The organism is Actinosynnema sp. CS-041913 (genome assembly GCF_050942485.1).
Classification (GTDB): Bacteria; Actinomycetota; Actinomycetes; order Mycobacteriales; family Pseudonocardiaceae; genus Actinosynnema.
In genome coordinates this window covers 8,625,896-8,639,138 of record NZ_CP192037.1, presented here as the reverse complement: position 1 = coordinate 8,639,138, position 13,243 = coordinate 8,625,896, and the positions used below count along the sequence as shown (strand labels likewise).

Annotated in this window: 11 protein-coding genes; 10 read left to right on the top strand and 1 reads right to left on the bottom strand. The window is 73.8% G+C overall.

Annotated features, from left to right (window positions below):
* Positions 1-127: 127 nt before the first annotated feature.
* Positions 128-364, bottom strand: coding sequence for a hypothetical protein (locus tag ACQPZF_RS38845; RefSeq protein ID WP_433265751.1), 237 nt, complete (start codon positions 362-364; stop codon positions 128-130).
* Positions 365-605: 241 nt separating this feature from the next.
* Here ACQPZF_RS38845 and ACQPZF_RS38840 point away from each other — a divergent pair, with 241 nt between their 5' ends.
* From ACQPZF_RS38840 to ACQPZF_RS38795, 10 genes are all read left to right on the top strand, one after another.
* Positions 606-3,350 carry a BTAD domain-containing putative transcriptional regulator gene (locus ACQPZF_RS38840; RefSeq protein ID WP_433265749.1) on the top strand — a complete coding sequence of 915 codons (2,745 nt, stop codon included), beginning with the start codon at positions 606-608 and terminating at the stop codon, positions 3,348-3,350.
* Between the two features lie 372 nt (positions 3,351-3,722).
* Positions 3,723-6,533 carry an AfsR/SARP family transcriptional regulator gene (locus tag ACQPZF_RS38835; RefSeq protein WP_433265747.1) on the top strand — a complete coding sequence of 937 codons (2,811 nt, stop codon included), beginning with the start codon at positions 3,723-3,725 and terminating at the stop codon, positions 6,531-6,533.
* A 277-nt stretch (positions 6,534-6,810) separates the two neighbouring features.
* Complete coding sequence (locus tag ACQPZF_RS38830) at positions 6,811-8,595, top strand: type VII secretion-associated protein (protein ID WP_433265745.1); 1,785 nt, start codon at positions 6,811-6,813, stop codon at positions 8,593-8,595.
* A gap of 19 nt (positions 8,596-8,614) precedes the next feature.
* Positions 8,615-9,037 (top strand): hypothetical protein, encoded by a 423-nt coding sequence (locus tag ACQPZF_RS38825; protein WP_433265743.1) that lies wholly within the window; start codon positions 8,615-8,617, stop codon positions 9,035-9,037.
* Between the two features lie 155 nt (positions 9,038-9,192).
* Positions 9,193-9,507, top strand: coding sequence for a WXG100 family type VII secretion target (locus ACQPZF_RS38820; RefSeq protein ID WP_433265741.1), 315 nt, complete (start codon positions 9,193-9,195; stop codon positions 9,505-9,507).
* Between the two features lie 83 nt (positions 9,508-9,590).
* The gene (locus tag ACQPZF_RS38815) at positions 9,591-9,878 is read left to right on the top strand and encodes a WXG100 family type VII secretion target (RefSeq protein ID WP_433265739.1); all 288 of its coding nucleotides are present in this window, start codon (positions 9,591-9,593) and stop codon (positions 9,876-9,878) included.
* 374 nt (positions 9,879-10,252) lie between these two features.
* On the top strand, positions 10,253-10,696 hold the full coding sequence (rplM, locus tag ACQPZF_RS38810; protein WP_121009749.1) for a 50S ribosomal protein L13: 444 nt from the start codon (positions 10,253-10,255) through the stop codon (positions 10,694-10,696).
* A gap of 26 nt (positions 10,697-10,722) precedes the next feature.
* On the top strand, positions 10,723-11,301 hold the full coding sequence (rpsI, locus tag ACQPZF_RS38805) for a 30S ribosomal protein S9 (protein ID WP_433265737.1): 579 nt from the start codon (positions 10,723-10,725) through the stop codon (positions 11,299-11,301).
* Positions 11,302-11,418: 117 nt separating this feature from the next.
* Complete coding sequence (gene glmM, locus ACQPZF_RS38800; protein ID WP_433274920.1) at positions 11,419-12,753, top strand: phosphoglucosamine mutase; 1,335 nt, start codon at positions 11,419-11,421, stop codon at positions 12,751-12,753.
* Between the two features lie 24 nt (positions 12,754-12,777).
* Complete coding sequence (locus tag ACQPZF_RS38795) at positions 12,778-13,140, top strand: hypothetical protein (protein WP_433265735.1); 363 nt, start codon at positions 12,778-12,780, stop codon at positions 13,138-13,140.
* The last annotated feature ends 103 nt before the right edge of the window (positions 13,141-13,243 follow it).

The window sequence follows — 13,243 nt, the reverse complement described above, 5'->3', positions numbered from 1 at the left end:
TCGGGGTTTCCGCCTAGCGCCTGCGCGAACACCGAGCGGTCGCGCCGGCGGCCGTACCGCCGGACGGCCCGCTCGGCGGCGGCGCGGACCGGCGCGGGGTCCGGCAGCGCCACGGCCACCGGCTCGGTCAGGCGATCGCGCTCCGCTGCCCGCGCCATCCAGGCGGAGGCACGTCTCCTCCGGGCTGCCGGGCACGGGCAGCCCCCGCAGACGCGATCCCGCGCAGCCCCCGCACCGACGCGATCCCGCGCAGCCCCCGCACCGACGCGATCCCGCGCAGCGCGCGCGTCCAGCCGGCGGCGTACCGCCGCGCGTGTTCCCCGGTCAGCGAGTGCAGGCCGGGTAACGCCGGGTCCGTGGTCATGAGTCCCCCTGACGTCGGCCGGAGGCGGGACGGGGGTCGGGGGGACGCCCGTCCCGCCTCCGGGCTTCGACCAGCCCGCGGTGCGGGTGATCGGCATACATCGCCCCCTCCGACCGTTCGGAGGAGGAGAGGACGGCGCGTGCGTCCCGCGATCCATCCTGGTGAGCGGCGCTCACACATGGGTCACGCCCGCCTCACCGGACACCGCCGTCCGTAGACTGACCGCGTCCGAGGGAGGGACATGGCCACACGGTTCACAGTGCTCGGGCCTCTCGAAGTCCGGCACGACGACCGGTTGATCCCCTTGCCGACCGGGCAGGCGCGGGTGCTGCTGGCGAACCTGCTGCTGCGGGCCGGGGAGATCGTGCCGATGGACATCCTCGTCGACCGGCTGTGGGACGGCGTCGCGACCGATCCGCGCCGGGCACGCGCCAGCCTGCACATGGTGATGACCCGGCTGCGGCAGGCGTTGGGCGAGGCGAACGCCGCCGTGCGCACCGCCACCAACGGCTACGCCGTGGACGTCGAGCCCGGCGCGCTGGATCTGCACGTGTTCCGCGAGCTGGCCGAGCAGGGCCGCTACGCCGAGGCGCTGGAGCTGTGGCGGGGCGAGCCGCTGTCCGACGTCCGCTCGGACACCCTGCACCGCGAGGAGGTCGTGCCGCTGCTGGAGGAGCGGCTGGCCGTCCTCGAACAGCGCGTCGACGCCGACCTCGCGGCCGGGCGGTCGGCGGAGCTGGTGGCCGAGCTGCGCGGCCTGACCCGGGACCACCCGTTGCGGGAACGGTTCTGGGGTCAGCTCATGCTCGCCCTGTACCGGTCCGACCAGCAGGCCGAGGCGCTGGCCGCGTACCGCGCGGTGAGCGGGCTGCTGGTCGAGGCGCTGGGCGTGGACCCCGGCCCGCGCCTCCAGGAGCTGCACCACAAGATCCTCACCGCCGCGCCGGACATCGCCGGCGGCGTGCCGACCGCGCCCGCGCCCCGGCAGCTACCCGTGCACACCCGGTACTTCGTCGGGCGCGAGCACGAGCTGGAGGCGTTGTGGCGGCTGCTCGACTCGGCCGCGGCGGCGGGCGGCGCGGTGGTGATCTCCGCGATCAACGGCACGGCCGGCGTCGGCAAGACCACGCTGGCGCTGCACTGGGCCGCGCAGAGCCAGGAGCGGTTCCCGGACGGCCAGCTCTACGCGAACCTGCGCGGCTTCGACCCGACCGGCCTGCCGGCGAGCCCGGACGAGGCGCTGCGCGGCTTCCTCGGCGCGTTGGGCGTGCCGCACGAGCAGATCCCGGCCGGGCTGGACGAGCAGGTCGGCGTGTACCGGACGCTGCTGGCCGACCGGCGGGTGCTGGTGGTGCTGGACAACGCCGCCGACAGCGAGCAGGTCCGCCCGCTGCTGCCCGGCGGGCCGGGCTGCTTCACCCTGGTCACCAGCCGCAACCAGCTCGACGGCCTGGTGGTCCGGGAGGGCGCGCAGCCGCTCGCGCTGGGCGTGCTGAGCGACGCCGAGTCCGTCGCGCTGCTGGAGCGGCAGCTCGGCGTGCGCCGGGTGGCCGCCGAGCCGGCGGCGGTGCGGGAGCTGGTCGGGCACTGCGCCGGTCTGCCGCTGGCCCTCGCGGTGGTCGCGGCGCGGGCGTGCGCGCACCCCGACTTCCCGTTGCGGGCGCTGGCGGACGAACTCGCCGACGAGCGGACCCGGCTGGAGGCCCTGGACACCGGTGAGGCGACGACCAGCGTCAAGACCGTCTTCTCGTGGTCCTACGAGCGGCTGACGCCCGCCGCCGCCCGGATGTTCGAGCTGCTCGGCCTGCACCGCGGACCGGACCTGTCGCTGCCGGCGGCGGCCAGCCTGGCGGGCGTCCCGACGCGGACCGCGCGCACGATCATGGGCGAGCTGCGCCGGATGCACCTGGTCGTGGAGCACGTGCCGGGCCGCTTCTCGCTGCACGACCTGGTGCACGCCTACGCCCGCGACCTGGCGCTGGCCGACCCGGACCGGACCGCGCCGCGCGAGGGCGTGCGGCGGCTGCTGGACCACTACCTGCACAGCGCCGACGCGGCCGACCGGCTGCTCTACCCGCACCGGGACGAGATCACGCCGGCCCCGCCCGCGCCGGGCGCGGTGGTGACCGAGCCGGCCGACCGGGCGGACGCGCTGTCCTGGTTCGGGATCGAGTACCCGGTGCTGGTCGCGGCCGTCGCGCAGGCCGCCGACCACGGTTTCGAGCAGCACGCCTGGCAGCTCGCGTGGACGGCCACGTCGTTCGCCCGGCTGCGTGGCCACTGGCTGGTCCAGGTGCGCTGCCAGGATATCGCGCTGGTGGCGGCCAAGCGGCTGGGCGACCGGGTGGCGCAGGCGTTCACGCACCGCGCGCTGGGCCGGATGTTCATCATGCTGCGCCGCCCCAACGAGGCCGAGTACCACCTGCTGGCCGCGCTCGACCTGGTGCGCAAGCTCGGCGACCGGCACAGCCAGGCCAACATCCACCGCCACCTCGGCGGCCTGTACGAGGTGGCGGACCGGGTGGAGGACGCCCTCTGCCACACCGAGGAGGCGTTGGAGGTGTTCCAGGAGCTCGGCGACCTCGCGGGCTGCGCGCGGGCGCTGAACGCGGTCGGCTGGAACCGGGCCATGCTCGGCGACCACCGCCGCGCGCTGGCGGACTGCACCGCCGCGCTGGAGCTGTTCCGGCAGGTGAACGACGTCCTCGGGGAGGCGGCGACCTGGGACAGCCTGGGCTACGTCCACCACCACCTGGGAGACCTCGGCGAGGCCGTGCGGTGCTACCGGCAGGCCCTGCCGCTGTACCGGGAGAGCGGCGACCGGCTGGAGGAGGCGGCGACCCTCGGCCGGCTCGGCGACACCCACGCGCAGGACGGCGACCACCAGGCGGCCGTCGAGGCGTGGCGGCAGGCCGTGGCCATCCTGGACGAGCTGGACCACGACACGGCCGACGAGGTCCGGGCGAAGGTCGCCGCGCTGCGGTGAGCCCCGCCGGGCGGCCGACGGGAGGAGGAGGCGCCGGAGCACAGCCACGGGCACCCGTCCTGTTCCGGGACGACGGAACGGGCGCCACCACGGCCGCGCGACCACCGCGGCGAGCACGACGACGAGCCGTTACCGCGGGCGCCTTCCTCGGGGGAGCGTGGAAGACGCCCGCGGGTGCGGCGTCACCACCGCGAGCCAAGTCCGCGCGTCGGCCCCCCTGGATTACGACACGCGGACCCGTCGGGCCGGCAGACCCCCCTCGAACCGATGTGCCGGCCCACGGCCCCTGGGAGAGCGGTGGTGAACGATGCCCACTCTGCGCGAGCCGCCTCACAGTCGGCTCACAGCGGACTCACCGGCTTGGAGTTGTTCGTGTCGATCGAGTTCAAGGTCCTCGGCCCGCTTCAGGTCCGGGTCGACGGACGGGTGCTCCCGCTGCCCGCCGGCCGTGCCCGGATCCTGCTCGCCGCGCTGCTGCTGCACGCGGGCGAGGTGGTGTCGGCCGACCGCCTGGTGCACTGGCTGTGGGACGGCGCCCCGCCCAACCCGGCGCGGGCCAAGGCGACGCTCCAGATGGTGGTGACGCGGCTGCGCCAGGCCCTGGGCGAGGCGAACGTGATCCGCACGGTTGCCGACGGCTACCTCGCCGAAGTGCCACCGGGCGGCCTGGACCTGCACCGCTACCGGGACTTGGTGGAGCGCGGCCGGACCGCCGAGGCGCTGGCGCTGTGGAGCGACGACCCGCTGTCGGACGTCCGCTCGGACACCCTGCACCGGGACGAGGTCGAGCCGCTGCTGGAACACCGGCTGGCGGTGCTGGAACAGCGCCTGGCGATGGACCTGGAGGCCGGGCGGGCCGCCGGTGTGGTGCCCGAGCTGCGGGCGCTGACCCGGCGGCACCCGGTGCGGGAACGGTTCTGGGAGCTGCTGGTGCGGGCGTTGCGGCAGGCGGAGCGGCAGGCGGAGGCGCTCGCCGCGTACCAGGAGGCGCGGGAACGGCTGACCGCCGAGCTGGGCGTCGGCCCGGGACCGGCACTGCGCGAGCAGCACCGGCTGATCCTGAACGCCGAACCGCCGTCCCCCGCTCCGTCCAGGCCGCACGGGTCCAGCCAGTCGCCGGCATCGCACCCGCCGGGCCTGTCGGCTGCCCCGATGTCGCACCCTCCGCGCCAGTCGCACCTTTCGCCACCCGGGCCCAGCGTCCCGCGTCAACTACCCGCTCCGCCGGAGTCGTTCGTGGGCCGGGACGAGGCGCTGCGCGAGCTGTCCGCGGCAGCGGCCGGCGAGGCGGTGGTGATCTCCGCGATCAACGGCACGGCCGGCATCGGAAAGACCGCCCTCGCTGTCCACTGGGCGCACCAGGTCGCCGAGCGCTTCCCGGACGGCCAGCTCTACGCGAACCTGCGCGGCTTCGACCCGTCCGGCCGGCCGTCGTCGCCGTCGGACGTGCTGCGCGGGTTCCTCGAAGCCCTCGGTGTGCCGCGCGGCCGGATCCCGGCCACCGTCGACGAGCAGGCCGCGCTGTACCGCAGCATGCTCGCCGACCGGTCCGTCCTGGTGCTGCTGGACAACGCCCGCGACGTCGACCAGGTCCGCCCGCTGCTGCCCGGCACCCCCGGCTGCCTGGTCCTGGTGACCAGCCGCGACCGGCTGACCGGCCTGGTGGTGCGGGAGGGCGCGCGCCCGGTGCGGCTGGGGCTGCTCAGCCGGCAGGAGTCCGTCGCCCTGCTGGAGGCCCGGCTGGGCCGGTCGCGACCGGCGGCCGAGCCGGCGGCGGTGGACGTCCTGGTGGACCGGTGCGCGGGTCTGCCCCTCGCCCTGGCGGTGGTCGCCGCCCGCACGGCCGGAGCGCCGGCCGCGCCGCTGAGCGCGTTCGCCGGGGAACTCGCCGCCGACCGGACCCGGCTGGACGCGCTGACGACGGTGTGGGACGTGTTCTCCTGGTCCTACGAACACCTGGGCGACTGCGCCGCGCGGCTGTTCCGGCTGCTGGGCGTGCACCCCGGACCGGACGTGTCGCTGCCCGCCGCGGCCAGTCTCGCCGCGATGACCGCCACCCGGGCCCGCCGGGCGCTCGCCGAGCTGGTGCAGGCGCACCTGGTCACCGAGCACCTGCCCGGCCGGTACACGATCCACGACCTGCTGCGCGCCTACGCGGCCGACCGGGCGGGCGACGAACCTGGCACCGGACTGCGCGAGGCCGAAGAACGGCTGCTCGACCACCTGCTGCACACCGCCGAGCACGCCGACCGGGTGCTCTACCCGCAGCGGGAACCCGTGGAGCTGCCGCCGGCCGGGCCGGGTGTCACGCCCGAGCCGATGGCGTCGCACGCCGCCGCGCTGGACTGGTTCCACGCCGAGTTCCGGGTGCTCGCCGCCGCCGCGGCACGGGCCGCCGAGCGCGGGTCCGACGCGCACGCGTGGCGGATCCCGCAGTGCATGGCGACGTGGCTGCACTCCAGCGGCCACTGGCTGGAGTGGCTCGACCTGTGCGCGGCGGGCCTCGCGGCGGCGGAACGCCTCGGCGACCCGCGCGGCCGGGCGGAGATGCACCGGGGCCTGGGCCGCGCGAACACGCTGCTGCACCGCTGGGACGAGGGTGAGCGGCACCTCAACGCGGCGCTGCGGCTGTTCGAGGAGCTGGGCGAGCGCGCCTTGGCGGCCTACGTGCACGTGAACCTCGGCGGGGTGTGCGAGCTGCGCAACCAGCACGCCGAAAGCCTGCGCCGATACCTGCGCGGACTGGCGTTGTTCCGGGAACTCGGCCACGCCGCCGGTGAGGCGCGGGCGCTGACCGCGGTCGCGTACATCCACCACGAGCTGCGGCAGCACGAGGAGGCGGTGCGGCAGGCAATGGCGGCGCTCGCGCTCTACGAGCGGCTGGCCGACCTGCCCGGCCAGGCCGCCGTGACGGAGAACCTCGGCCTGGCGTGCCGCGAGCTGGGACGGATGACCGAGGCCGTCGCCTACCAGCGGCGCGGGCTGGAGCTGTTCGCGCGCTCCGGCGAGCGGTACTACGAGGCGGGCGCGTGGCGGGGGCTGGGCGAGACCTATCGGCGGCTCGGCGACCTCGACGCCGCGCGGGACGCGTTGCGCCACTCGCTGGACCTCTTCACGGACCTGCGGCACCCCCACGCCGACGACGTGCGAGCCGAGCTGACCGACCTCGGAATTGCGCGGTGACGGCGGAGTCCGATGTGCCCGCGCCGCGACCATCGGCCGGCAGACGATCGCCGGCCGGCCCGCGACCATCGGTTGGCCCGCGACGATTGGCGGACAGACGATCGCTGGCCGACACGCGACCATCGGCCGGTCCCCGACCATCGGTCGACAGACGATCCGGCCGGCCCGCGACCACCGGCCGACACGCGGGCACCGCCTTCCCCGGCGAAGCGTCCCGGCGGCACGATCCGGTATGCATATGCGGGCACGCCGACCCCGGCGAACGAGGGGATGACCGATGACCTTGCGCGTGGCGGTCGACTTCGGCACGTCCAGCACCTGCGTCGCCATCTCGGTCAACGGCCGGGAGCCCCAGGTGGTCGTGGTGGACGGCCAGCCGATCCTGCCCTCGGCCGTGTACGCCGCGCCGGACGGCACGCTGTTCGTCGGCCAGGAGGCCGAACGACAGGCGGCGGTCGACCCGTCCCGGTACGAGCCGCACCCCAAGCGCCGGGTCGACGAGGGCGAGCTGCTGCTGGGTTCCACCGTCCTGCCGGTCGCCGACGTGGTGCGGGCGGTGCTCACCCGCGTGGTCACCGAGGCCCGGCACGTCGCGGGCGGCGCGCCGGTCGACCTGCTGGTGCTCACCCACCCGGCCGACTGGGGCGCGATCCGCACCCGCGTGCTGCTCCAAGCCGCCCGCGGGCTGGGCCAGGACCTGCGGCTGGTGCCCGAGCCGGTCGCGGCGGCGGTGTTCCACTCCGCGACGCACGCCATCCCGGACGGCGCGGCGCTGGCCGTGCTCGACCTGGGCGGCGGCACCGTGGACGCCAGCGTGGTGGCCCGGCAGGGCGACGCGTTCCGGGTGCTGGCCACCAAGGGCGACCCGACGTTCGGCGGCGCGGACGTCGACCAGGCGCTGCTGGAGCACGTCGGCTCGCTGGTCTCGCCCGGCGACCCGGAGGCGTGGCAAGAGCTGGTCGAGGGCCGCGGCATGGCCGACCGGCGCAAGCGGCGCGTGCTGCGGCAGGACGTGCGGGGCGCGAAGGAGACGCTGTCCCGACACTCCTACACCGACGTGCCGATGCCACCGCCGTTCCCCGACGCCCACGTGACCCGGACCGACCTGGAGAGCCTGATCACCACGCCGCTGAACCGGGCGGCGGCGCTGCTGGCGACGGCCGTGCGGGACGCCGGGCTGGACCCGCGCGGACTGGCCGGCGTGTTCCTGGTCGGCGGCTCCAGCCGGATCCCGCTGGTGGCCCGGCTGGTGCTGGAGCGGACCGGCGTGGTGCCGACCAGCATCGACCAGCCGGAGACCGTGGTGGCGCGGGGCGCGCTGCGCGCGGTGACGGTCGACCCGATGCGCACCGGCGCGCTGCCCGACCAGGGCGACCTGACGCGGAAGATCACCGACGACGCGACCCGCAAGCTCACCCGCCGCATCACGTCGGCCCCGTCGCCCGCGGCCGGCTTCCCGCGGCCGGCGTACTTCCCGCCGCCCGCCCCGCCGCCGACCCGGCCGAAGAACCGCACGCCGCTGGTGGCGGGCGTGGCGGTCGCGCTCGTCGTGGTGGTCGCCGGCTCGGTGGCGTACGCGCTGACCAGGCACAGCGGCGGCACGCCCGGCACCACCGCGACCAGTGCGCCGGCGGGCAAGACGATCGCCCAGTACGACTACAGCTTCACCGCGCCGGAAGGCTGGGTGCAGACCGGGGGCATTGCCGAGACCCGGCAGGTGTTCCTCAAACCCGAAACCCCGGAGTCGACCGACGACGTGATCTCGGTGACCGAGCAGAAGCTCGTCTACGACTCGACCGCGAACCGGCAACGGGCCGAAACCGAATTGCGCGCCAAATACGACCAGGGCGCGAACCTGTCCGGTTTCGACGCTTCCGCGAGCTTCGGCGGCAAGGATGTCGTTTACTACCGGGAAGAGGCGGGCTCGGCCACCATCGACTGGTACGTGCTGTTCCAGGGCGACGCCCAGGTCAGCGTCGGCTGCCAGTACCCCCCGTCCGGGGAGGACCGGGTCCGCCCGGCGTGCGAGCGCGTGGTCCGCACGCTGACCGTGACCAACTGAGTTTTGTGGGGACAGACTGATGACCGGCATCCCGGAGGCCTTCGCCCGGTTCCGCTCGGACCTCGACGCCGCCGTGACCAGAGGCCGCCGGGCCGCCGCCGCGGCGGGTGCGAGGAACGCCGCCCAGCGCGACCGCAACCGGGAACTCGCCGAACAGGCCAGGAGCCGCCGCGTCGAGCCCGAGCGGCACGCCCCGACCCCCGGCGACGTCCAGCGGGTCGCGACCGGCTTCCGGGAGCACCGGGGGCTGCCCGTGGAGCGGCTGCCGACCGGCGCGGAGCTCCTCGCGCCCGAAGAATCGCAGAAGCGAACGGACGCGAATGCAAATACCGCGCCGCCGGCGGTGCCGCTCGGTTCTCGCGCGGTCGCCGGCCCGAGCGGTCAACTCCCGCCGGACAGGGATGATGACGAGGACTTTTCGCAAGCGCGAATCCTCTACTGACGGCGGATCGCCACCCGGCCCGTTTACTAGCGCAACTACTTCCCGAGAAGCCGCGACAGGGTGGAACCGATCATGGGAGGGTCTGCGTCGGAAGAGGCGTACGAACCGAGAAGGGGCGTACGACCTGATCTCGCCGACTTAGGGGGTTACACCCAATGACTGGTTACGCAACCGGTGTCCCGGAGCTCATGCGCGCTTCCGAGGACGTCATGAACACGAACGAAAGCGTTCAGGCTGTCCTCAACCAGCTCCGCAACACGATCGACACGGTCAGCGGCGCCTGGAAGGGCACGGCGGCGGACGCCTTCAACTCGCTCATGGCCCGGTTCAACGACGACGCGGCCAAGCTGCAGGAGGCCCTGGTCGGCATCGCCGAGCAGATCAGCGGCACCACGCAGACCTACGTGCAGGAGGAAGAGCAGCAGGCGCAGGAAATGTCGACCATCATGGGCCGCCTCGGCGGTAGCTGATAGTCCGGCGATTTCTGCTCGCCCGCCTCACCGCTTTGCCGTAATTCCCGTCGAAATTGCGTCTTAACCTCCAAGGGGAGATCATGAACGACCAGATCCAGGTCAGCTTCGGCGCCCTCGGTGCCGCCGCCTCGGAAATCAGCAGCCAGGCGAGCCAGGTCCAGCAGCAGCTCGACGACCTGAAGTCCCGCCTCACCCCGGTCATCGCCCAGTGGGAAGGTGGCACGTCCGAGGCCTACCAGGTCATCCAGAAGAAGTGGGACGACTCGGCCGCCGACATCCAGCAGGTCCTCGCCGCGATCGGCACCGCCGTCGCCTCGGCGAACGACGCCTACAGCGCCGCGGAGTCCAAGAACACCGCGCGTTGGTGAACCGCGTCACCGCGTGACCTCGCGGGCCCCCGGACCACCCCTGGTCCCGGGGGCCCGCGTACGTGTTCGGCCGCCGGCTCGAAGCCGGCGGGAGGGGTGGCCCGAGGCCCGCGCACGTGTTCCGCCGCCGGCTTGAAACCGGTAGGAGGGCCTGGCCCGAGGGGTCCGCGCACGTGTTCCCACCGCCGGCTCGAAGCCGGTAAGAGGGGGCCGTTTTGACCGGCCACACCCCAACCGGTATCTTCCTACGTTGTTGTGCGGTACCAGGTGCGCCCTCGCGTACCCCGTGTTCTGGTCCACTTGCCCACCTGGGGTGTCTGGCCTGAGCAAGCCGCCGCAATGACCCCAGACGCAAGTGACGACGAGGTAGACCCGTGCGCACGTACAGCCCGAAGCCCGGCGAGGTGACCCGAGCCTGGCACGTGATCGACGCCCAGGACGTGGTGCTCGGTCGGCTCGCCACCCAGGCCGCGACGCTGCTGCGCGGCAAGCACAAGCCGACTTACGCCCCCCACGTTGACACTGGCGACTTCGTCGTCATCATCAACGCGGACAAGGTGGCGCTGACCGGCAACAAGCGCGATCAGGAGTTCGTGTACCGGCACTCCGGCCACCCCGGCGGCCTGCGCCAGCGGTCGTTCGGCGAGGTGCTCGACACCCGTGCCGACCGGCTGGTCGAGAAGGCGATCAAGGGCATGCTGCCCAAGAACCGCCTCGGCCGCGTGATCGCCGGCAAGCTCAAGGTCTACACGGGCCCGACCCACCCGCACGCGGCGCAGCAGCCCCAGCCGTTCGAGATCAAGAAGGTCGCGCAGTGACCGAGCCGAACACCGAGGAAAACGACGTGACCACCCCTGAGGCCGAGGTCGACGCGGTCGAGGCCGACGTCGTCGAGCCCGCCGACGTCGAGGCCCCGGAGGCCGTCGAAGCCGACGCCGCCGAGACCAGCGCCGCGGACACCGACGCCACGGACACCGACGAGGCGGCCGAGCCCGCCCCCGCGCCCGTGGTCCGCCCCGTGCTCAGCGCGGGCGCGCACCACCTGGCGCAGACCGTCGGCCGCCGCAAGCAGGCGATCGTCCGGGTGCGCCTGCTGCCCGGCACCGGCAAGTTCACCCTGAACGGGAAGTCGCTGGAGCAGTACTTCCCGAACAAGGTGCACCAGCAGCTCATCCGCGAGCCCCTGGTCACGCTGGAGAAGCCGGAGACGTTCGACGTCATCGCGATCCTGCACGGCGGCGGCACCACCGGTCAGGCGGGCGCGCTGCGCCTGGCGATCGCCCGCGCGCTGATCGCCGTGGACTCCGAGGACCGTCCGGCGCTGAAGAAGGCCGGCTTCCTCACCCGTGACCCGAGGGTCAAGGAGCGCAAGAAGTACGGTCTGAAGAAGGCCCGCAAGGCGCCTCAGTACAGCAAGCGCTGACCTCACGGTCGCGTTCTCAGCACCACCCTGCGGGAGCAGCCAGTTCTTGTCGAACTGCTGCTCCCGCAGTGCTTTACGCCCGGAGTTGTGCGGTTCATCACGGAGGTCACGGCGATCATGGCTCGGCTGTTCGGCACCGACGGCGTACGTGGTCTGGCGAATGCCGACCTGACTCCGGAGCTCGCGCTCTCGGTGGCCGCCTCGGCCGCGCGCGTGCTGGCCGAACACGACCGCTCGCACCGCCCGGTCGCCGTGGTGGGCCGCGACCCGCGGGCCAGCGGCGAGATGCTGGAGGCCGCCGTGGTGGCGGGCCTGACGGCGTCCGGCGCGGACGTGCTGCGGGCGGGCGTGCTGCCGACGCCGGCCGTCGCGTACCTGGTGGCGGCGCTGGGCGCGGACATGGGCGTGATGATCTCCGCCTCGCACAACCCGATGCCGGACAACGGCGTGAAGCTGTTCGGCGCGGGCGGGCACAAGCTGGCGGACGCGGTCGAGGACGAGATCGAGCGCAAGATGGGCGAGCACGCGCACCGGCCGACCGGCGCGGGCATCGGCCGGGTGCGGGAGGTCGAGGACGCCGAGGGCCAATACGTGCAGCACCTGCTGAAGGTGACGCCGCACCGGCTGGACGGCCTGAAGGTGGTCGTGGACTGCGCGAACGGGGCGGCGTCGGTCGCCGCGCCGGACGCCTACCGCCGGGCGGGCGCGGACGTGGTGGAGATCCACTCGGAGCCGGACGGCCTGAACATCAACGACGGCTGCGGCTCCACCCACCTGGACCTGGTGCGGGCCGCGGTGCTGGAGCACGGGGCCGACCTGGGCATCGCGCACGACGGCGACGCCGACCGCTGCCTGGCCGTGGACGCGGACGGCAACGAGGTCGACGGCGACCAGATCATGGCGGTCATCGCGCTGGCCATGAAGGAAGCCGGCGAGCTGACCGACGACACGCTCGTCGCGACCGTGATGAGCAACCTCGGTCTGCACCTCGCGATGCGCGAGCACGGTGTGACGCTGCGCACCACCGCCGTGGGTGACCGGTACGTGCTGGAGGAGCTGCACGCGGGCGGTTTCGCGCTCGGCGGCGAGCAGTCCGGGCACGTGGTGCTGCCCGCGCACGCCACCACCGGCGACGGCCTGCTGACCGCGCTGCGGCTGATGTCCCGGATGGCGGAGACCGGCCGGTCGCTGGCCGAGCTGGCGGGCGTGATGCGGCGGCTGCCGCAGGTGCTGATCAACGTGGTGGTCGGGGACAAGGCGGCGGTGGCGCGGGACACGTCGGTGAACGACGCCGTGGCCGCCGTGACCGAGGAACTCGGCGACACCGGCCGCGTCCTGCTGCGCCCGTCGGGCACCGAGCAGCTTGTCCGCGTGATGGTGGAGGCGTCGACGCACGAACTGGCGGAGTCCGCCGCGCGCCGCTTGGCAGGTGTGGTTTCCTCGGTGGGCTGACACTCACCGGTCGGGGGTACTCGAATGGGTCTGGGCTACATCCCGCTCGCGGGAATCGTGCTGGTCGTCATCGCGGTCGTGGTGGTGATCGTGGTGCTGGTCAAGAAGAGCAAGTCCAACGCGGCCCGACCGCCGTACCCGCCGCAGCACCCCTACGGCCAGCCGCCGAACCAGTACGGGCCGGCCACCCAACTGCCCCCGCCCGGTCAGGGTTGGCCCGGTCAGGTCCAGCCCGGTCAGGGTCAGCCGGGCCAGGGACAGCCGGGCCACGCGTCAGGCCCCTACGGTCAACAGCCGCCGCAGGGTCATCCGCCCCAGAATCCGCCGCAGGGGTATTTCCCGCCCCAGCCCCCTCCCGGACCGGGACAGCCCCCTCGGCAGGGCTGACGTCCGCGGGATCGCCGTTTACACCTGCAAGGAGCAGCGCGGAAAGGCCGTCCGGCACACCCACCGGGTGCCACCATGGGAACCGGGCGCCGGAGCGTCGCGT

What these genes read in the sequence shown, in the direction of transcription:
- ACQPZF_RS38845 (WP_433265751.1), bottom strand. Translation starts at nt 364, where the DNA reads ATGACCACGGACCCGGCGTTACCCGGCCTGCACTCGCTGACCGGGGAA.
- ACQPZF_RS38840 (WP_433265749.1), top strand. Translation starts at nt 606, where the DNA reads ATGGCCACACGGTTCACAGTGCTCGGGCCTCTCGAAGTCCGGCACGAC.
- ACQPZF_RS38830 (WP_433265745.1), top strand. Translation starts at nt 6,811, where the DNA reads ATGACCTTGCGCGTGGCGGTCGACTTCGGCACGTCCAGCACCTGCGTC.
- ACQPZF_RS38825 (WP_433265743.1), top strand. Translation starts at nt 8,615, where the DNA reads ATGACCGGCATCCCGGAGGCCTTCGCCCGGTTCCGCTCGGACCTCGAC.
- ACQPZF_RS38820 (WP_433265741.1), top strand. Translation starts at nt 9,193, where the DNA reads ATGACTGGTTACGCAACCGGTGTCCCGGAGCTCATGCGCGCTTCCGAG.
- ACQPZF_RS38815 (WP_433265739.1), top strand. Translation starts at nt 9,591, where the DNA reads ATGAACGACCAGATCCAGGTCAGCTTCGGCGCCCTCGGTGCCGCCGCC.
- glmM (WP_433274920.1), top strand. Translation starts at nt 11,419, where the DNA reads ATGGCTCGGCTGTTCGGCACCGACGGCGTACGTGGTCTGGCGAATGCC.
- ACQPZF_RS38795 (WP_433265735.1), top strand. Translation starts at nt 12,778, where the DNA reads ATGGGTCTGGGCTACATCCCGCTCGCGGGAATCGTGCTGGTCGTCATC.